We start from the raw sequence: 16,593 nt of genomic DNA on the forward strand, positions 1-16,593 counted from the left end.
TTTATCGGACAGAACCACCAAATACCAGTGTATTGCTCAGCAACCGACCGGGGGACGTCAGCATCTTGCCGCTGGCATACAAGCCTGAGGATGCACCGCCATCGAGATTCATGGCCTGCTTGGCTCCAAGCTTCTGCATCACTGCTGCCCATTCTTTCATTGTAGCACCAGAAACGGTAGCCAGCATTACTGAACCATCTGCCATAATTGCGATTCCACTTCTCGCACCGGAAGCATTTAGAATTTTAGGGTCTTTGAACCCTTCATTTGCCGGATTAACAGCGATTTTTCCATCCTTGACCAGACGCGGACCAGCACCGACTGCTGTTACAACCTCCTGCCAAGGGATATCCTGTCCGGCTGCGTTCGTGTATCTGTAATTCATCTCTACGGTAGAGCCTACAGTGAAACGGTCCGACATGGACTTCTCATTGCCTGTAAATACAAGCACGGAGCCATTCTTTGGAATAGCAACGTTGGAATTGGGTACTTTTTGTGTCACTACTCCCTTCTCCATAATCACCGCAGTGCCTCCTTTAAATCCAACGTTCGCACCGCGCTCCGGCGTATACAAAATAGAGATGCTTGAATCTGCTGAAGGCGTGCGATTAATAAACGTTGCATACCAACTGCGTGATTTTCCATTCGCATCCGTAACATTCCCCGTCAAGCTTACTTGAAGTGAATCCATCATCGCTGAACCATCTGCTTTAAATCCGATCGAAGTGCCATATCTTCCTATATGTATAACTTTTCCATTTGCTATTAACATACCATAAGGGTCAGGTGCTCCATGATAAGCTTCAAAAAAGGCTCCGTTAATTGCCGCTTGTGCACCATATGCCTGCACAATGGATGGCAACGTTGCTGTCTGCCCTACCTGCTTCTTGGCAAGCCCCACTGTAACAGGTGTCCCTTTGGGAATGCTTACAGTCTGCACACTAAAGCTGCGTCCTGCTGCTTTTACTTTCTGCACTTTCGAACTAATTGCGGCTTTAGCCTCCGCTGCCTGTGGTGCACTTACGGCCCCCGTAAGCAGTACCGGTAAAGCCAGGACGAGGGCCAGCGCCCCGGTCCACCATTTTTTACTCATTCTGCTCGTTACCCTGCTGCTAGTCATCCAATTGCCACTCCCATCCAAGAGCCAAGGCTCTTCATCTCAAGTTGTTCAAACTTGTCCATTACCGTATCCGGGTCAAGACGTAATTCACAGCCATCCAGTGTACATGAAACTGGAACAGCACAATGAATCTCTGCCAGTTTGCGGGACAGATGCAGCATATCGAGATCACTCTCAATTTTTTTGCGCACTGAAGGAGTCAGTTGCTCCAGATTGCTTAAAATGCCTTCGATTGAGCCATACTCCTGTACGAGCTTCAAAGCCGTCTTTTCACCAATGCCCCGTACACCAGGATAATTGTCGCTGGCATCCCCCATCAAACCCTTCATGTCAATAATCTGACGCGGGGTTAACTGTTTCTCGGCCAGCAGTGTTTCCGGATTGTACACCATGTAGTTGCCGTGACCTTTTTTCATAATAATAATACTGGTTCGGTCATTGATCAGCTGTAACATATCATGGTCGCCGGTAAGCACCATCACCTTCATATCCGTCTCTTCGGTATAATACTTGGCAAGTGTCCCGATACAATCGTCGGCCTCGTATCCCGCTGCTCCGATATTCGGAATGTTCAGGCTGTCCATCACTTCCTTAATCAGGGCAAACTGTGGAATAAGATCGTCCGGCGCTTCGGCCCGGTTCCCTTTGTACGCTGCGTATTCTTCACCGCGAAATGTCTTGCCGCCCATATCCCAGCAGCAGATCACATGGCTTGGTCCAAACGTCTGAACTGCATCCCAAAAATAACGGATAAAACCATAAACTGCGTTGGTCGGGAGCCCTGCCTTTGTGCGTCTGATATATCCGCTCGCAGCTGTTGCATAGTACGCACGGAACAACACTGCCATACCGTCTACCAGTAACAAAGTAGGTTCATTACGTTGATTCACTTGAATTTACTCTCTCCTTGATCTATGAAAGCCGAACACATACACCCTCTGTTCAACCCCAATAGCATATATAAAATATCGAAACTAATTCTATCATCTTGGCAGGGTTAAGCCAACCCTCATTATAGCATAGTTGCACCAGCTCCGATTCAACCAAAAAAGCCCTGAATGTTGAACAATTCAAGGCTAATCCGGTACTTGCTCACGGACAGTGCAATTTACACATATCCCGCTTCAAGTAAGTTTTATGCATTATTCCATTCCTGCTCAAACGTCTCTTCCTTGAAACCAACCGTCACCCGCTCACCGTCGGTTACGATGGGACGTTTGATCAAGCGGCCGTTGGAAGCCAGCAGAGTAATCTGTTCCTCCTCTGACATGCCCGGCAGCTTGTCCTTCAGTTGCTGCTCCTTATATACCTCACCACTGGTATTAAAAAACTTTTTCACTTCAAGTCCACTCTTCTGGATCAGTTTGGTTAATTCATCCTGGGATGGCGGTGTGTCAAAAATAGGGATCAGCTCCAGCTCATGCCCTTGCGCTTCAAGCCATTTAACGGCTTTGCGGCATGTGCCGCATTTGCTATACTGGTAAACTTTTAGGTTGGTCATGGTTAATGTTCCTCCATCCGCTCGAGAGGCTCAGGTTTCGGTCTCTCGCTTCCCTTGGTTTGCTCCGCAAATCCAAAAGTCGCTCCATCCCGATACCTTCGCCCTGCAACTTTTATTGGGGGCCAATGAGGGCTCATCGCCCTTCATTCTGCCTATACTTTATCAAATCAACACTGCCTGACAAGGGCATGTTGAAGACTCTATTGCCTAGAGCCAGAACAACCTTAGATGCTTTAAAGTCCCTTTAGCCTGCGGCGTGTGGTTCAGGGCTTCGCTCCCTGCACTGCATATATAACACCTTAATTGCTTTAAAGTCCCTTTAGCCTACGGCGTGTGGTTCAGGGCTTCGCTCCCTGCACTGCATAGATAGCACCTTAATTGCTTTAAAGTCCCTTTAGCCTACGGCGTGTGGTTCAGGGCTTCGCTCCCTGCACTGCATAGATAGCACCTTAATTGCTTTAAAGTCTCTTTAGCCTGCGGCGTGTGGTTCAGGGCTTCGCTCCCTGCACTGCATAGATAGTACCTTAGATGCTTTAAAGTCTCTTTAGCCTACGGCGTGTCGTTCAGGCGCTTAGCTGCCTGAACGGAAAGCATTTTACAGCTTTTCTCGCGGGCATGCTTCGGCATGCAAACGTTGCTCCAGTGCAGCCATATCCGGCGGTAATGGTGCCTGGAACGTCATGCGTTCGCGTGAAATTGGATGCTCAAAGGTCAGCTCACAGGCATGCAGTGCCTGACGTTCGATCCATGTATCCCGCTCTTCCCGAACAGCCATCGTCTGTTCATTTTCATGATGCGCAGACAATGTTTTATACATCCGATCACCAATCAAGGGACAACCGATGGACGTCATATGTACACGGATCTGATGTGTACGTCCACTCTCCAGCTTGAGACTTACCGCACTGGCTGTGCCATCTGCGAAGCGTGTCAGCGTCGTATACAACGTCCTCGCGGCATATCCGTCAGGTGTAACGATACGACGATGCGGCTCTTCAGGATCACGGTCGATTGGGCCATCGACTGCACCCTGTTCAGGAACAGGGCTACCATGAACGAATGCAACATATTTTTTATCCACTGTGCCTGCGATCATCTGCTCTGACACATGCTGATGTACATAAGGATTTTTGGCAATCGCGAGCACTCCTGATGTTTCCTGATCCAGTCGGTGAATAGGTCGAAAGCGGAACTTCTCGCCTTTTTTCTGCCAATAATACACCACACCATTCGCGAGCGTACCTGTATAATGTCCATGCGTTGGATGTACGATGATGCCCGCATCCTTATTTACAATCAGCAGATGTTCATCTTCATACAGCACCGTAAATGGAATATCCTCTGGCAAAATATCATCCGATTCCTCCTGCTCCATTCGGACCTCCACCAGATCACCTGCACGCACCTTGACACTGATATATACCCGTTCTCCATTGAGCATGACACCCTGCTCTGTTAGTTTGATTTTGGACAAAAGCTTGCGCGATACCTGCAGCCGCTTCTGAAGTACGGTCTTCAGCAGCCAGCCGTCCTCCACTTCGGTAACTCTGTAAGTAATCGGCGCGTAATACTGGCTCATTCTTTGCGGCGGAATACTTTTTTGCTCCGCACATATTCAATATCAGCTACTTGTTGTCTCGCATTGGCTGTCCGTGCCACAACAAAGAAATAATCCGACAACCGGTTCAAATACCGTCGCACCGACGGATTAATGTCCGTGTGCTGTCCAAGCGTAACCGTGCGGCGCTCCGCACGGCGGCATACGGTACGGCACACATGCAGTGCTGAGGAAAGCTGACTTCCCCCCGGGATAATAAAACGTTCCACTTTCGGATTCTCGGCATCATATTGATCAATCCACTGCTCCAGACGTGTTACCATCTCATCCCGCACTTTGTATTTGGTCTCACTAATGCGTACAAATGCCAGATCCGATCCGCAGTCAAACAGCTCCTGCTGCACCTCCAGCAAATGCTCCCGCAGGTCCTCAAAATTCCCATTCGCAGCATCAATCAAACTAATCGCTTGACCGACAAAACAATTTAATTCATCAATCGTACCATACGCCTCTACCCGGTCATCATCCTTGATAACCCGGCCCCCGATGACCGAGGTTTGACCTTCATCACCAGTTCTCGTATAGATCCCCATGCTTACCCCTCCAATTGTCAATTTAAGTCCCTTCATCTTCAAACCGTACTTGTTGAGCCTTCAAGTCAATAGCAAGGCCGGAGACAAGCATATACATCTGCTCCGCATGTGACTGTAATATCCGGTTAACCGATGCCATTCGTGCTGCAAAAATACGTTCTTCCTCTGACGGATACAAGCTGCCGTGCATCTCATTCGTGATCACCAGAATTTTGCCCTGATAGGACAGCAAGGCTTCAAACAAATGCTGTGTTTCCAGTCGTTGTTGATCAAGGTCTTCTGCTGCTCTGAAGCCAGCCGCCATCCAGGATGTCAGACTATCGACGATAATGATGCGCTGATCTGCCAGAAAAAGATTGGACTCTCGATTAATCTGTGTCACAAGCTCAGCAAGCTTCAACCCGTTTCCTGCCTGAATCGCACGATAATGAGCAGATGGCAATTCGGGAATAACGGGATCATGATCACCAGTGGATAAATAAACACCTTCCCGGCTGAGTTGTGCCGCGTATTTCAGCGCAAAGCGCGTTTTCCCACTGCCTATGCCGCCTGTGACCGTAATTAGCAATCCGCTTCCCCCTTCCATACCCGCTCGGATGTAAATTTTATTCCGTTAGTGCCTTCAGCACTTTTTTCGACTCTTCAATATTAGCCGCTGACAATGGAATGGTGGCGAATAAGTTGCTCGGTGCATAGCTCACATCTTTAAACATTTGCATATCCTCAAGCGGGATGCCATATAAGTGAGTTTCCTTTTTCATGTCCGAGCCATCATCGCCCTTGCCCTTTTCGACCAGTACAGCCCCTTCAAACACACCACGCTCGTACTTTTTGACATCAAAGGTATCATCCAGCGGAACATTCGAGCCATTCTGACCATACTGCTTCATATCATTCTCAGGCAAAATAAAGATGTCATGGCTGCCTGCCGCATACTCAACCAATATTTTTTGAACATCGTACATTGCACTTGTAATGATCTCCACTTTAGGCTCTTCCCCGAGCTTTTTCTGCAAATTTTCTTGCAGTTTCTCCGATATGCCAGATGGATTCCCCTGGTTATCAATGATAAACACAGTAAATCCGTCCTTGCCCCCACATCCAGATAATAAGAAAATGAGCGAAACCATTGCCACTAGTCCCCAAAATCTCTTCATTCCAGTTCCCCCTTTAGTCTCCTATGTCCAATATATCACAATTGTTCCACGCAAAAAAATAACGGAACTGCTTCGGCGCCATAACCGGCAACACAGCAAAAAGAGACCCTCTCGGATCTCCTTCAGCAATTCGATATAACGACATATTCGATCCGTCCGAACATTTATTTCGGCTTGATCGGATTTGCCTTCATGTATTCATTAATCTTCAAATCCAGAAGACTGCTAATCTCAATAACAATATCAGATGTAAACGACTTCTCTTCCATGAAAATCTGTTCCATCTTGCTTCGGAGCATGCGAATCTCATCTTCCAAGGAAATGTTAGGCATGGCTGCGTGATCAGGGTTCACCGACCATCGGTCGCCATGATCGCCTTCTGCCAGAACGTGTCCACGATTCGTCGGTAAATCATATTCAACACAAAACAAAGCTAACCCCTCCTTGAAAAAATAGTTTTCCAAATATATGAAATCTTATTTCAAATTGAAATTATATCATAATATTTTGTAAAAGAAAGTATTTTTTTGGAAAAGTTCTAACTACCTTATTTGTTCTGTACCTCTTCTTCTTATTAACCCTCTTTTTGAACCTTGTAAACGAAATTTCCGATACGTTCCAGCGCTTCATTCAATTGGGACACTGAAGTGGCATAAGAGCAACGTAAAAAACCTTCTCCTTGCGGTCCGAATACGTTACCAGGAACTGCGGCCACCTTATTCTCCGTCAGCAAGCGTTCAGCAAACAGATCGGAGCTAAGACCTGTCTTCTGGATGCTTGGAAAAGCATAGAATGCTCCTTGCGGTTCATGGCAATCAAGCCCAATATCACGAAATCCCTGCACAATTAAACGTCTGCGCTGATTATAAGATTCCACCATGCGATCCTTCTCACCGAGCCCATTCGTCAAAGCTTCCAAGGCAGCCACCTGACCCATGGCCGGCGCACACATTACGGTGTACTGGTGAATTTTGAGCATGGCAGCAATCAGTTCAGGATGCCCGCACATATAACCAATCCGCCAGCCTGTCATTGCAAATGCTTTGGAAAAACCACTAACCAGAATTGTGCGATCCTTCATGTCAGGAATCGACGCGAAGCTGACATGTTTTTGATTATACGTCAATTCAGCGTAGATTTCGTCAGCAATGACGATCAGATCATGCTTTTTAATCACTTCTGCAATCGGCAGCCAGTCCTCATAAGTCATGATGGCCCCGGTAGGATTGCTTGGATAACATAAAATAACGACCTTGGATTTCGGTGTAATGCTGGCTTCCAGCGCTTCTGCGGTTACCTTGAATTGGTCCTTCGCATAGGTTTCCACCCCGACAGGGATACCTCCACCGATAGAGGCAATTGGCGAATACGCAACATAGGACGGTTCAGGAATCAGAATCTCATCTTCTGGAACAATCAGCGCGCGCAGAGCCAGATCAATTGCTTCGCTGCCGCCTACGGTGACAATAATCTCATCTTTTGGATCATACTTGGTATCAAACTGCGTCTCCAGATATTGACTGAGAGCCTCACGCAGCTTAGGCATACCTGCATTGGAGGTATAACTGGTCATACCTCTTTCGAGTGAATAGACGCATGCTTCACGCATATGCCATGGTGTTACAAAGTCCGGCTCCCCTACCCCTAGCGTGATGATATCCTTGTTATCACCTACCAGATCAAAAAACTTGCGGATACCGGATGGAGGGATCTGTTTAACCAGCGGAGCCAGATATGAGGACATTGTTTTGTTATTCCCGGTTGTCTGTTCATTCACTATCATGACACATCTTCCTTTACGGCGAGATCATGAGACGGTTGTCTTCCTGATGGTCTTCAAAAATAATCCCGTCCTGCTTATATTTTTTAAGAATAAAATTCGTCTTGGTAGAAAGCACCGAATCAATCGGAGACAGCTTCTCCGACACAAAATTAGCGACTTCACGCAGGTTGCCACCCTCTACTTCAACGAGCAGATCATACGCACCTGACATGAGATATACGGACTTCACTTGCGGATACAGATAGATGCGTTCAGCAATGCCCTCGAAGCCACGTCCACGCTCCGGTGTAATTTGCACCTCGATCAGGGCCGTTACCTTTTCATCATCAATTTTGCTCCAGTTTACAACCGTTGCATATTTTACGATGACGTGGTCCTGTTCAAGCTGAGCTACAGCAGCTTTGATCTTATCTTCCGACTCCCCCAGCAGCGTAGACAGCAGTGCGGGAGTCCTTCTCGCGTCTTCCTTCAACAGATCCAGCACTTTGAGTTGCAGATCGTTCAATTCCTTCATCGTTTTCCCTCCAGCGTCATCCATGTTCCTAAAATGAATTAATACTTATATTACATGAATTTAACGTTGATGCATAGACAAAAGACCGCCTGCCCTCAATTCGGGCAAGCGGTGGTATGCTCCCTCAGGATGTCTGCTTCAACCCCTGTATCTACAGGTTACATGTAATAAGGGTTACCGTAATTGGGCTGATGCTGTGACACGTTAGGGTTTTGATTATACGGGCTTCTTTGAACATTTTTCTCCTGAATAAATTGCTGACATTTTTGCTGTGCCTGGTGGGCAGACTGAATTTGCTTGTCCAGATCCTGCCGGGGCGCCTTGGCTGAAACCGAGTACATGTTGTTCTGCTGCATCAGGTTGAACATTTCTCCTTGCAATCTCAATGTATCATTGGTCAGATCATTGAACATACTTCGAATCATCGGGCAAGAAGCCTCCGTTGTAGCTGTCGTATATTCACGTGAAGTACGTCTTAGATCGGCAAGAATCGTTTTTAACAAATCCTGTTCCTGCATAAATTGACCGCTTTGATGTTGACTGTACATGGTTTTTCCTCCTATGTGCTGATATTGCTTCTAGCTACCTCGAAACTTATTGTGATTGGGAAGGTGCAAGAGACTGATGCTGATGCAGCGCTTGAATCAACGTATTCATATGCTGCTCATGGGTCCGGACATATTGATTCAATGCCTGTTGAATGGCCGGATGTGTAGCGATGGAAGCAGTAGCAGCGCATTGCTTGATCAGCATCTCCTCGTTAGAGATGGAATCGGCAATATAGTTCAATTCCTTTGGGCTGAGTGCTTGCATTGGTGAATGGTGCATATACGTCTAACCTCCTTAATCTAAAGTTTATGCGAGCTTATTGTTACCTTGAATTGCAAAACTATACCAAATAAGATGTCAAAGGAGTCGTTTTCAATGGATCTCGTTTATGGTACTACCTACTGGCCTACTACCTACAAATCTGATGTGGAGCATCCCTCCCTGAATACCGATATTTCCTGTGACTGCCTGATCATAGGCGGAGGCATGGGAGGAGCACTTGCTTCCAGACTACTGACAGAACGCGGACTCGATACAGTTGTTATTGATAAACGCAAACTCGCTCATGGAAGCAGTTCTGCCAATACTGGCTTGCTGCAATATACCAATGACAAAACGTTGACCTCCTGTATTCATACATTTGGAGAGAAAACAGGAGTACGCTTCTATGAGCTGTGCCGTGAAGCGATGAAGCAGCTCGCCACAATTGCCGAAAAGCTGGAAACCGATCCATGGTTTATCCCGCGAACCAGCTTCTGTTTTGCCAGCACTGAAGAAGATGTTGCTTTGCTGGAGGAAGAATATCACACCTTGCAAAGATACGGATTCGAAGCGGAGCTGTGGTACGCAGATCAGATAAAAAAACATTTTCCTTTTGAAAAGCCGGCCGCGCTTTATACCAAAGGGGATGCAGAGGTGAATCCATTTCGCTTTGTTCAAGCGTTGTTTGAATCCGCAAGTCAACTTGGGGCACGAATCTACGAACAAACGGAAATGATACATTGTGACTATGATGACGAGGGGGTATGGTGTCATACCTCTAATGGGAAAATAAGAGCCAAGAAGGTTGTTTATGCTGCCGGTTATGAGACACAAGAAATCAAAAAAGATCGCGGAGCCTACCTGAAATCGACGTACGCCATCACAACCAAGCCACTATCCGATCTGAGCAGCTGGCATGAACAGGCCATGATTTGGGAAACCGCACGCCCCTATCTGTATTTGCGTACTACGCCGGATAATCGAATTATCGCGGGTGGGCTGGATGAAGAAACACCTGATAAAGATCAACGCGAGCTTCGAGCCAGCAATCAGGGCGATGTTTTGCTTGAAGAGGTCAGATCCTATTTCCCGCTTGAAGAGCTTGAGGTCGATTATGCTTGGGGAGCCGTGTTTGGTAATACCCATGATGGTCTGCCCTTGATCGGCACACATCCGGATTACCCTCATTCCTATTTTGTTGAAGGTTATGGTGGAAATGGCACAGTGTATAGTATGATCGCAGCTACGCTTATCGCAGATGCAATCACTGGCAAGGATAATGGGGATATGCAGCTATTCTCCCTGACGAGAACCAGCAAGCCTTCCCCTGCCTAGATTCCAATCAGGCAGCCAAGAAAATAAGCCAGGTTTATTACGTTTGCCCGGAGCTGAATACGTTTCACGTATCATACAAAAAGGTACGGCATGGGAAGTGACGCACTCCCTGTGTCGTACCCTTTTCTGGTTGATTTTTATTGCGCCTCCTTGGAGGCTTCCTGGGCTAACGGTTCAAGCAGCAACTTGCGCATGAAGGCCCACCCGATGAGCGGGAATGCACCAAGAGCTATGATCAGCCAGATCAATACCTGCTGAGAAGGAGAGATGACGGCAGTAATCATAAATATAGTCAGACCAAACAGCCTGCCACACATCAGACACAGCTCTCGTAATACGACAAGTTCAACTCTTTTCTCTACATTTTCGCCGCTTGTGCCCATCATGTCGAACCCTGCCGAGATCATCGGCAAAATATATAAAGGCATCGCTATCGCACTTCCAATGCCCATAAAGAGCAGTGTTCCATAAGTTACTTTCCAGAGTAAAGGAAACAGAACAACAAGCAGCAGCAAGCCACCAGCAAACATCCCCTTATATCTGTAATGGGGCTTAAACCATTTACCAGCAGCCCAATAACTGACCAGCGCCACCGCTGAAGTAATCAATGAGAATTGGCCAAGCTTATACTCCTGTGTTGTCGCCAAATAGACCAGTAACGCAATCAGAAACGCAAACACACCTTCCCGAACCCCTTGGGCAAAAAGTCCCTTAGCCAGCGGTCGCCAAGGACTGTTCGGAATGCGCAATTGCCTGATCGGTTCCGACCAGCGGTATGTGCCGCTAACTTTTCTTTTTTTTAGAAAAAAACTGCACAACACTGCAATGATATAGATGACAAGGGACACGGTAAAGATAAACCGGTATCCCGTATTGTCCGCCATACGTGAAATAATAAAACCGGAAAACCAAGGACCGATAATGCCTGCCATGGAGCCGAGCAATCCGACCCAGCCATTAAAGAGGTCCCTGTTCTCCCGATCAGTCACTTCGAAATACACCACATTAAATGCGATCCAGAATAGCCCCAAAGCACAACCGAGCAGCAAGCCTAATGGCCATATCCAGTTAACTGCCTGCTCTTCCGTCCATAACACCAGCAAATAAAATATTCCTGAACAGGCGGTGCCCAGCCTTAATGCAGCCATTTTGTTATGTTCCTTAACCCACTTGCCCGCAAGCCAAAATGTAATACCAATCGCCAATTGCTGACTAATCGTAAACCAGCCCAGCATGGTATAATCCGGCCGACTTTTCCAGAGAAACACGTTCAGGAATGTGCCCGACAACGCTCCTGCTAACGCAAACAATCCATTCACGCCCAAAAGCAGAATGGATTGTCTTCCCAAAGTAATCTTCATCTGCCCCTCCTTATCACCTGAAGCAAACAGCAAAAACATGAACAGGCGGCTCTTCGCATTAACCTGCCCCAAGTGAAGGAAAAACATGATGCGTCTTTGGATTTGTATAAAATTAGCTTTCGAACAGTGACTCGCCTTAATTTACTGTACGCTCAGGTTCTGGATCAATCGTAGACGATCATCCTCAGACAAACTGTATTGCACCTGGAAGCACCCGGAGCACACATAAGTCAGAACGGTAAATGGAGGGGATAATACAGACCCCTTACCTGAAACCGCATTAGCAATCGGTATAAACGTATCCGGGCTGGCTGCCTGTGAGCCGGCTAGAATCATAAATTCTCTGCAATTCGGACACTCTGGCACTTCCTCCTGCTGATCCAGCTGCTTTTCCACACCTTGCTCATACTGAATCAGATCATTGCCCTCATCTGCATATTTGTTCAGCGTACGAAGCTCCGGCAATTTGAGCTCCACTTCATCGCCCCATAACGAAGTCAGATCTGAAATCTGCTCTTGATCTGTTGCACTGCCCGCATCATAGAACACTTCATCCGTATCAGCACTCTCTTCGTCACCAATGTTGATATTAAGTGTACGATACCCTTTCAATTCATTGTGACAATAAGGACACTCTTCCTCGGGTCCCAGCTCTTCATCCCATACGATCTCTGTGTGACACCAAGGGCATACTGTTGTTTCCATCCTCTATCAACCTTTCTCCTTCAAATAATCACGTATTCATTACATAAATCACACCGATGGCAAAAAATACGAGTGATGCCGCAAACAAAATCCGTATCAATATTTTCATCATCGTGATCCCCCTAGATAATGCTTGCACCAATAACAAAGGATAATGAAACAGAAATGATCATGGATATCAAGCCCACTGCCCGGTTATCCGCTTCAATCTCCCGATCAATCGAAAATACCGGGGTCAGAAACTCAAATAGAAAATACGCCACCAGCAGCAGGATAAAGCCAACAATGGACCATGTCATTGCATCGTAAACCGAAGATTTTGCCTGGATGCAAAAACGGAGTACATTGCAGATACCGAAGATTTTACCTCCCGTAGCCATTGCAACAGCCACATTGCCTTTTCTGATCTCCGACCAGCACTTATACTTGGTCACCAGTTCGAAGCATGCCAGAAAAACAAGCAGCTCCATAATTGCCACCGAGAAGAAACCGAGGACCATCCCCAGCGGATGAGACAGCAGTCCGTCAATCGCTTCTTTCACTCCCCATTCTCCTTCCGAATCTGCTGCCCCAATGACCAGAACAGCAGATAGTATCATTCATGCTACAGCAGGCTATTCCAGCTCAGCGACGGTCACGCCATTGCCGCCCTCTCCGTAATTGCCCAAGCGATAACTCTTAACATGTTTATGCTTTCGCAGATAATCTTGAATACCGGATCGCAAAATTCCTGTTCCTTTGCCGTGAATAATGTAGACCATGCCCAGATTGGCAAGGAATGCTTCATCAATGAAGCGATCCGTCTCCATCAGCGCTTCTTCGAGGTTGGTACCGCGCAGATCCAGCTCGCTTTTTACATTATCATCTCGCGTACGTTTCATGCCCGTTACCGGCTTCTGCTTCGGCTGCTTTACAGCAGGCGCTGCTTGCTGCAATTCCAGATCATCCAGTGACACCTTCATCTTCATGATGCCAAGCTGTACCACCGCATCCTTGCTGCCAGCCATCTCCACAACATGGCCCTTCTGGTTAAGACTGTAGACGAGTACCTCATCCCCTGGACCAATGGCACGAACTTTGGGACTATCTGATTTTTTGACCGTTTTTCTGCGTTTCTCTGGCTCTGCCTCATCCAGCTGTTTGCGAGCAGCAATCAGCTTGTGCTCCTTGACAGATGCACCTTCTTCCATCGCAAGCTGCCGCAGGTCAGCGATAATTTTCTCCGCTTCTGCACGAGCCTTGTCGACGATGCTGCGCGCATCCTCCTCAGCCTTTTCAATCCGGCGATCACGCTGCTGCTCCAGCTTCTCCAGCTCGGTCTGATGGCGACTACGCAACTTTTCCATATCCTGACGGAGTGTTTCGGCCTTCGCACGTTCCTGTTCAGCCGTGAGACGGTTCTCTTCAAGCGAAGCGATCATATGTTCAATTCGTTGATCCTCTTCCTTCACTTCACCGCGAGCATAATCGAGAATGTATCCCGGTAAGCCAAGACGCTCCGCAATCGCAAAAGCGTTACTGCGTCCCGGTACACCGACCAGAAGGCGGTATGTCGGACTAAGTGTGTTGATATCAAACTCCATGCTTGCATTAATGACACCTTTACGCTCGTAAGCGTAGGCCTTCAGCTCACTATAGTGTGTTGTTGCAACCATCCGGCAGCCTGTCCGGTGCATGTGCTCCAGCATGGAAATTGCCAGCGCAGAGCCTTCTGCCGGATCGGTTCCTGCTCCAAGCTCGTCCAACAGAACGAGACTTTTCGGCGTCATATTTTTCAGAATACGAATGATGTTGGTCATATGGCTGGAGAAGGTACTCAGACTTTGTTCAATGCTCTGCTCATCACCAATATCCGCATAGATGGCATCAAATACACAGAGCTGGCTGCCATCCTCGGCTGGTACAAACAATCCCGACATCGCCATGAGACTTAATAAACCTATCGTCTTTAGCGTTACCGTTTTACCGCCCGTGTTCGGGCCCGTCACGATAATAGAAGTGTAGTCGTTACCCAGCTCTATATCAATGGGAACGACGTGCTCAATCGGAATTAGCGGATGCCGTCCCTTTTTCAGCTTGAGGAATCCCCGGTCATTCATCCGAGGGAGCGTTGCTTTCAATTCACGGGCCAGACGTGCTTTGGCAAAAATAAAATCAAGGGATGCCAGCAAATCGACATCATATAACAGCCATTCGCCCTGTTCACTGACAAGTGCCGTCAATTTTTGCAAAATGATCTCAATTTCACGCTCTTCCCGAATTCGGGTCTCGCGTAATTTGTTGTTCATCGCCACGATGGATTCCGGCTCAATGAAAAGTGTGGCTCCTGAACCTGACTGGTCATGCACGATACCACCGAAGTATGAGCGATACTCTGCTTTAACCGGAATGACAAAACGATCTCCACGAATCGTAATAAGCTGATCCTGCAGCATTTTGGAAACGGTAGACGAGCGAATCATGGAATCCAGCTTCTCACGAATGCGAGCTTCTCCTCCGCGCAATTCACGGCGAATCTGTGCCAGTGTCACACTTGCAGTGTCCGCCACCTCCGCATTGTCGTCAATACAGATGCGGATCGCATCCTCCAGATCCTTCTGCTCAGACAGCTGATCACTGATATAAAAGAGCGATTCAATCGGTTCATCCTCGTGAAGCGCTGCAATCTGACGTTTCAATCGTCTGGCCGTATGCGTTGTATTGGAAATACCTAACAGCTCATGCGGATTCAGCGTGCCCCCAATTTCAGCACGTTTCACGGAAGCGGTAATGTCAACAATTCCGCCGAAGGACGGTGAGCCCTTCAAACGATCAAAGGTGAATGCTTCGTCCGTTTGTTGAAGCAAACGTTTTACTTCCTCCAGCTCGCCAATTGGCTCAAGTTGCTCCGCTTTTTTCTTGCCCATTGACGTTTGGGCGAAGCCGAGCAATGTATTTAAAATTTTGCGATATTCCAGCGTGTGTAAAATTTTCGTGTCCAAGTTTACAACTCCTTCCAAACTATATCTGTATTATAACGAAAGAACCTGTGCTGCGCTATTTAACGAATCCTTCCACACATAAGTTTGATTGTGAAGCAGCAAACTACGATGGTCAGGGTTGTCTACACAATTCAAAAGCCCATAGCACAATTTGAATTCATTTAGTCAATCCAATCTGAGACAAAGGAGGTAACCCCATGAATTTTCTGGGCCATGTCGTACGATTTATTATTGCCGCCATTGTACTGATGGTTGTGAGCTGGATCGTTCCTGGTTTCACCGTCGGCGGTTTCTGGAGCGCGCTTATGCTTGCTCTTGTTATCGCTTTGCTTGGCTGGATCGTTGAAGGCATATTTGGCAAAAGAGTTAATCCCTTCGGCAGGGGAATTGTCGGCTTCATCGTCAGCGCACTGGTTATCTGGCTAGGCCAGTATGTCGTGGATCACGTTGAAGTCAGCCTGCTCGGTGCCATTCTCGCCGCTCTGGTTATCGGGATTATAGATCTCTTCATTCCGGTATCCACCCCGTTTGATGCCGGACGCAGCTCCAAGAGTTAACAGCGCGCATGTACCCGACCTGACTCTGGCAAGCATCGTAAACCTCTGAAGGCTCTCCTGCCTGAGGAGGTTTTTTGTTTCTTTGACTACATATCATCAATTTTCGAAAAAACGACATAACCGACATGTACAGGCATTGTTCAATTGCGGTATGATGACTTGAGAAATGATTCAAATTTTATCCATATTGCAGTAAGGAGGCCTATCATGAAAAAAGGCATGGCTTGGCTTGCCGCCTGTATGTTAATTCTTGTTCTGGTTGCGTGCGGAAACGCAAACAATTCAAACTCCGAGGCATCTGAGCCGGAAGTAGAGGCCAGTGAACAACTGGTCATCAAAGCAAGCAACTACGAGTTCGACCAACCTGAATACCGGATTAAAAAAGGCGTTCCTGTCAAAATTGTGTATGAAAATGTGAACGGAAATCACGGGATACTTGTACCAGAATTGAACCTGCAACTGGACACCAGAAAAAATTCCAAAGTGATCACCCCGGACAAAGCCGGTGAGTTTGAAATGTCCTGCTCCGTTTTTTGCGGCTCAGGTCACAGCAGCATGATCTCCAAAATTATTGTTGAGGAATAACACTCAATACAAGTAGCCCCCGCAGCGACGGGG

At 47.3% G+C, this 16,593-nt stretch carries 19 protein-coding genes; 3 read left to right on the plus strand and 16 right to left on the minus strand.

Translation table 11 applies throughout. From position 1 onward, the window contains the following. Position 1 precedes the first annotated feature (1 nt). From DFQ00_RS02950 to DFQ00_RS03005, 12 genes are all read right to left on the minus strand, one after another. Positions 2-1,093 (minus strand): phosphodiester glycosidase family protein, encoded by a 1,092-nt coding sequence (locus DFQ00_RS02950; RefSeq protein ID WP_110894086.1) that lies wholly within the window; start codon positions 1,091-1,093, stop codon positions 2-4. Positions 1,094-1,116: 23 nt separating this feature from the next. Beyond that, entirely contained in the window at positions 1,117-2,010 is an 894-nt protein-coding gene (locus DFQ00_RS02955; RefSeq protein ID WP_110893954.1) for a 5'-3' exonuclease, read from the minus strand. A 245-nt stretch (positions 2,011-2,255) separates the two neighbouring features. Continuing rightward, positions 2,256-2,621: an arsenate reductase family protein gene (locus DFQ00_RS02960; RefSeq protein ID WP_110893956.1), complete on the minus strand. Its 366-nt coding sequence runs from the start codon at positions 2,619-2,621 to the stop codon at positions 2,256-2,258. Between the two features lie 595 nt (positions 2,622-3,216). Continuing rightward, positions 3,217-4,200, minus strand: coding sequence for an RluA family pseudouridine synthase (locus tag DFQ00_RS02965; protein ID WP_110893958.1), 984 nt, complete (start codon positions 4,198-4,200; stop codon positions 3,217-3,219). Further along, complete coding sequence (locus DFQ00_RS02970) at positions 4,197-4,772, minus strand: cob(I)yrinic acid a,c-diamide adenosyltransferase (RefSeq protein ID WP_110893960.1); 576 nt, start codon at positions 4,770-4,772, stop codon at positions 4,197-4,199. Before DFQ00_RS02970 ends, DFQ00_RS02965 begins: the two co-directional genes overlap by 4 nt. A 22-nt stretch (positions 4,773-4,794) precedes the next feature. Beyond that, the gene (locus DFQ00_RS02975; RefSeq protein WP_167433578.1) at positions 4,795-5,340 is read right to left on the minus strand and encodes a bifunctional adenosylcobinamide kinase/adenosylcobinamide-phosphate guanylyltransferase; all 546 of its coding nucleotides are present in this window, start codon (positions 5,338-5,340) and stop codon (positions 4,795-4,797) included. 37 nt (positions 5,341-5,377) lie between these two features. Next, positions 5,378-5,929 (minus strand): type 2 periplasmic-binding domain-containing protein, encoded by a 552-nt coding sequence (locus tag DFQ00_RS02980; RefSeq protein WP_110893964.1) that lies wholly within the window; start codon positions 5,927-5,929, stop codon positions 5,378-5,380. Positions 5,930-6,093: 164 nt separating this feature from the next. After that, a complete protein-coding gene (locus DFQ00_RS29400; protein WP_244213675.1) occupies positions 6,094-6,282 on the minus strand; it encodes an aspartyl-phosphate phosphatase Spo0E family protein in 189 nt (62 codons plus the stop codon). 221 nt (positions 6,283-6,503) lie between these two features. After that, positions 6,504-7,712, minus strand: coding sequence for an aminotransferase class I/II-fold pyridoxal phosphate-dependent enzyme (locus DFQ00_RS02990; protein ID WP_110893968.1), 1,209 nt, complete (start codon positions 7,710-7,712; stop codon positions 6,504-6,506). Between the two features lie 13 nt (positions 7,713-7,725). Continuing rightward, the gene (locus DFQ00_RS02995) at positions 7,726-8,226 is read right to left on the minus strand and encodes an Lrp/AsnC family transcriptional regulator (protein WP_110893970.1); all 501 of its coding nucleotides are present in this window, start codon (positions 8,224-8,226) and stop codon (positions 7,726-7,728) included. A gap of 158 nt (positions 8,227-8,384) precedes the next feature. After that, complete coding sequence (locus DFQ00_RS03000; RefSeq protein ID WP_110893973.1) at positions 8,385-8,774, minus strand: spore coat protein; 390 nt, start codon at positions 8,772-8,774, stop codon at positions 8,385-8,387. A 46-nt stretch (positions 8,775-8,820) separates the two neighbouring features. After that, the gene (locus DFQ00_RS03005) at positions 8,821-9,054 is read right to left on the minus strand and encodes a hypothetical protein (protein WP_110893975.1); all 234 of its coding nucleotides are present in this window, start codon (positions 9,052-9,054) and stop codon (positions 8,821-8,823) included. Positions 9,055-9,150: 96 nt separating this feature from the next. Between DFQ00_RS03005 and DFQ00_RS03010 the strand changes: the two genes are divergently transcribed. After that, entirely contained in the window at positions 9,151-10,371 is a 1,221-nt protein-coding gene (locus DFQ00_RS03010) for an NAD(P)/FAD-dependent oxidoreductase (RefSeq protein ID WP_110893977.1), read from the plus strand. Positions 10,372-10,508: 137 nt separating this feature from the next. Here DFQ00_RS03010 and DFQ00_RS03015 read toward each other — a convergent pair whose 3' ends face one another. The 4 genes from DFQ00_RS03015 to DFQ00_RS03030 all read right to left on the minus strand — a co-directional run bounded on the left by DFQ00_RS03015 (position 10,509) and on the right by DFQ00_RS03030 (position 15,418). Then, a complete protein-coding gene (locus DFQ00_RS03015) occupies positions 10,509-11,732 on the minus strand; it encodes an MFS transporter (protein ID WP_110894087.1) in 1,224 nt (407 codons plus the stop codon). A gap of 141 nt (positions 11,733-11,873) precedes the next feature. Further along, positions 11,874-12,437 carry a hypothetical protein gene (locus tag DFQ00_RS03020; protein ID WP_110893979.1) on the minus strand — a complete coding sequence of 188 codons (564 nt, stop codon included), beginning with the start codon at positions 12,435-12,437 and terminating at the stop codon, positions 11,874-11,876. 122 nt (positions 12,438-12,559) lie between these two features. After that, entirely contained in the window at positions 12,560-12,979 is a 420-nt protein-coding gene (locus DFQ00_RS03025; RefSeq protein ID WP_167433579.1) for a DUF350 domain-containing protein, read from the minus strand. 72 nt (positions 12,980-13,051) lie between these two features. Then, entirely contained in the window at positions 13,052-15,418 is a 2,367-nt protein-coding gene (locus DFQ00_RS03030) for an endonuclease MutS2 (protein ID WP_110893980.1), read from the minus strand. 197 nt (positions 15,419-15,615) lie between these two features. On the opposite strand from DFQ00_RS03030, the gene DFQ00_RS03035 reads away from it, so the two are divergent. Together DFQ00_RS03035 and DFQ00_RS03040 are read left to right on the plus strand one after the other, a co-directional pair. Next, positions 15,616-15,975 carry a phage holin family protein gene (locus tag DFQ00_RS03035; RefSeq protein ID WP_110893982.1) on the plus strand — a complete coding sequence of 120 codons (360 nt, stop codon included), beginning with the start codon at positions 15,616-15,618 and terminating at the stop codon, positions 15,973-15,975. 207 nt (positions 15,976-16,182) lie between these two features. Next, the gene (locus tag DFQ00_RS03040; RefSeq protein WP_110893984.1) at positions 16,183-16,560 is read left to right on the plus strand and encodes a cupredoxin domain-containing protein; all 378 of its coding nucleotides are present in this window, start codon (positions 16,183-16,185) and stop codon (positions 16,558-16,560) included. The last annotated feature ends 33 nt before the right edge of the window (positions 16,561-16,593 follow it).

This window comes from Paenibacillus barcinonensis, from assembly GCF_003217495.1.
In the GTDB taxonomy this organism is placed as follows: domain Bacteria; phylum Bacillota; class Bacilli; order Paenibacillales; family Paenibacillaceae; genus Paenibacillus; species Paenibacillus barcinonensis.

What these genes read in the sequence shown, in the direction of transcription:
- DFQ00_RS02950 (WP_110894086.1), bottom strand. Translation starts at nt 1,093, where the DNA reads ATGAGTAAAAAATGGTGGACCGGGGCGCTGGCCCTCGTCCTGGCTTTA.
- DFQ00_RS02960 (WP_110893956.1), bottom strand. Translation starts at nt 2,621, where the DNA reads ATGACCAACCTAAAAGTTTACCAGTATAGCAAATGCGGCACATGCCGC.
- DFQ00_RS02965 (WP_110893958.1), bottom strand. Translation starts at nt 4,200, where the DNA reads ATGAGCCAGTATTACGCGCCGATTACTTACAGAGTTACCGAAGTGGAG.
- DFQ00_RS02970 (WP_110893960.1), bottom strand. Translation starts at nt 4,772, where the DNA reads ATGGGGATCTATACGAGAACTGGTGATGAAGGTCAAACCTCGGTCATC.
- DFQ00_RS02980 (WP_110893964.1), bottom strand. Translation starts at nt 5,929, where the DNA reads ATGAAGAGATTTTGGGGACTAGTGGCAATGGTTTCGCTCATTTTCTTA.
- DFQ00_RS02990 (WP_110893968.1), bottom strand. Translation starts at nt 7,712, where the DNA reads ATGATAGTGAATGAACAGACAACCGGGAATAACAAAACAATGTCCTCA.
- DFQ00_RS02995 (WP_110893970.1), bottom strand. Translation starts at nt 8,226, where the DNA reads ATGAAGGAATTGAACGATCTGCAACTCAAAGTGCTGGATCTGTTGAAG.
- DFQ00_RS03000 (WP_110893973.1), bottom strand. Translation starts at nt 8,774, where the DNA reads ATGTACAGTCAACATCAAAGCGGTCAATTTATGCAGGAACAGGATTTG.
- DFQ00_RS03005 (WP_110893975.1), bottom strand. Translation starts at nt 9,054, where the DNA reads ATGCACCATTCACCAATGCAAGCACTCAGCCCAAAGGAATTGAACTAT.
- DFQ00_RS03010 (WP_110893977.1), top strand. Translation starts at nt 9,151, where the DNA reads ATGGATCTCGTTTATGGTACTACCTACTGGCCTACTACCTACAAATCT.
- DFQ00_RS03015 (WP_110894087.1), bottom strand. Translation starts at nt 11,732, where the DNA reads ATGAAGATTACTTTGGGAAGACAATCCATTCTGCTTTTGGGCGTGAAT.
- DFQ00_RS03020 (WP_110893979.1), bottom strand. Translation starts at nt 12,437, where the DNA reads ATGGAAACAACAGTATGCCCTTGGTGTCACACAGAGATCGTATGGGAT.
- DFQ00_RS03035 (WP_110893982.1), top strand. Translation starts at nt 15,616, where the DNA reads ATGAATTTTCTGGGCCATGTCGTACGATTTATTATTGCCGCCATTGTA.
- DFQ00_RS03040 (WP_110893984.1), top strand. Translation starts at nt 16,183, where the DNA reads ATGAAAAAAGGCATGGCTTGGCTTGCCGCCTGTATGTTAATTCTTGTT.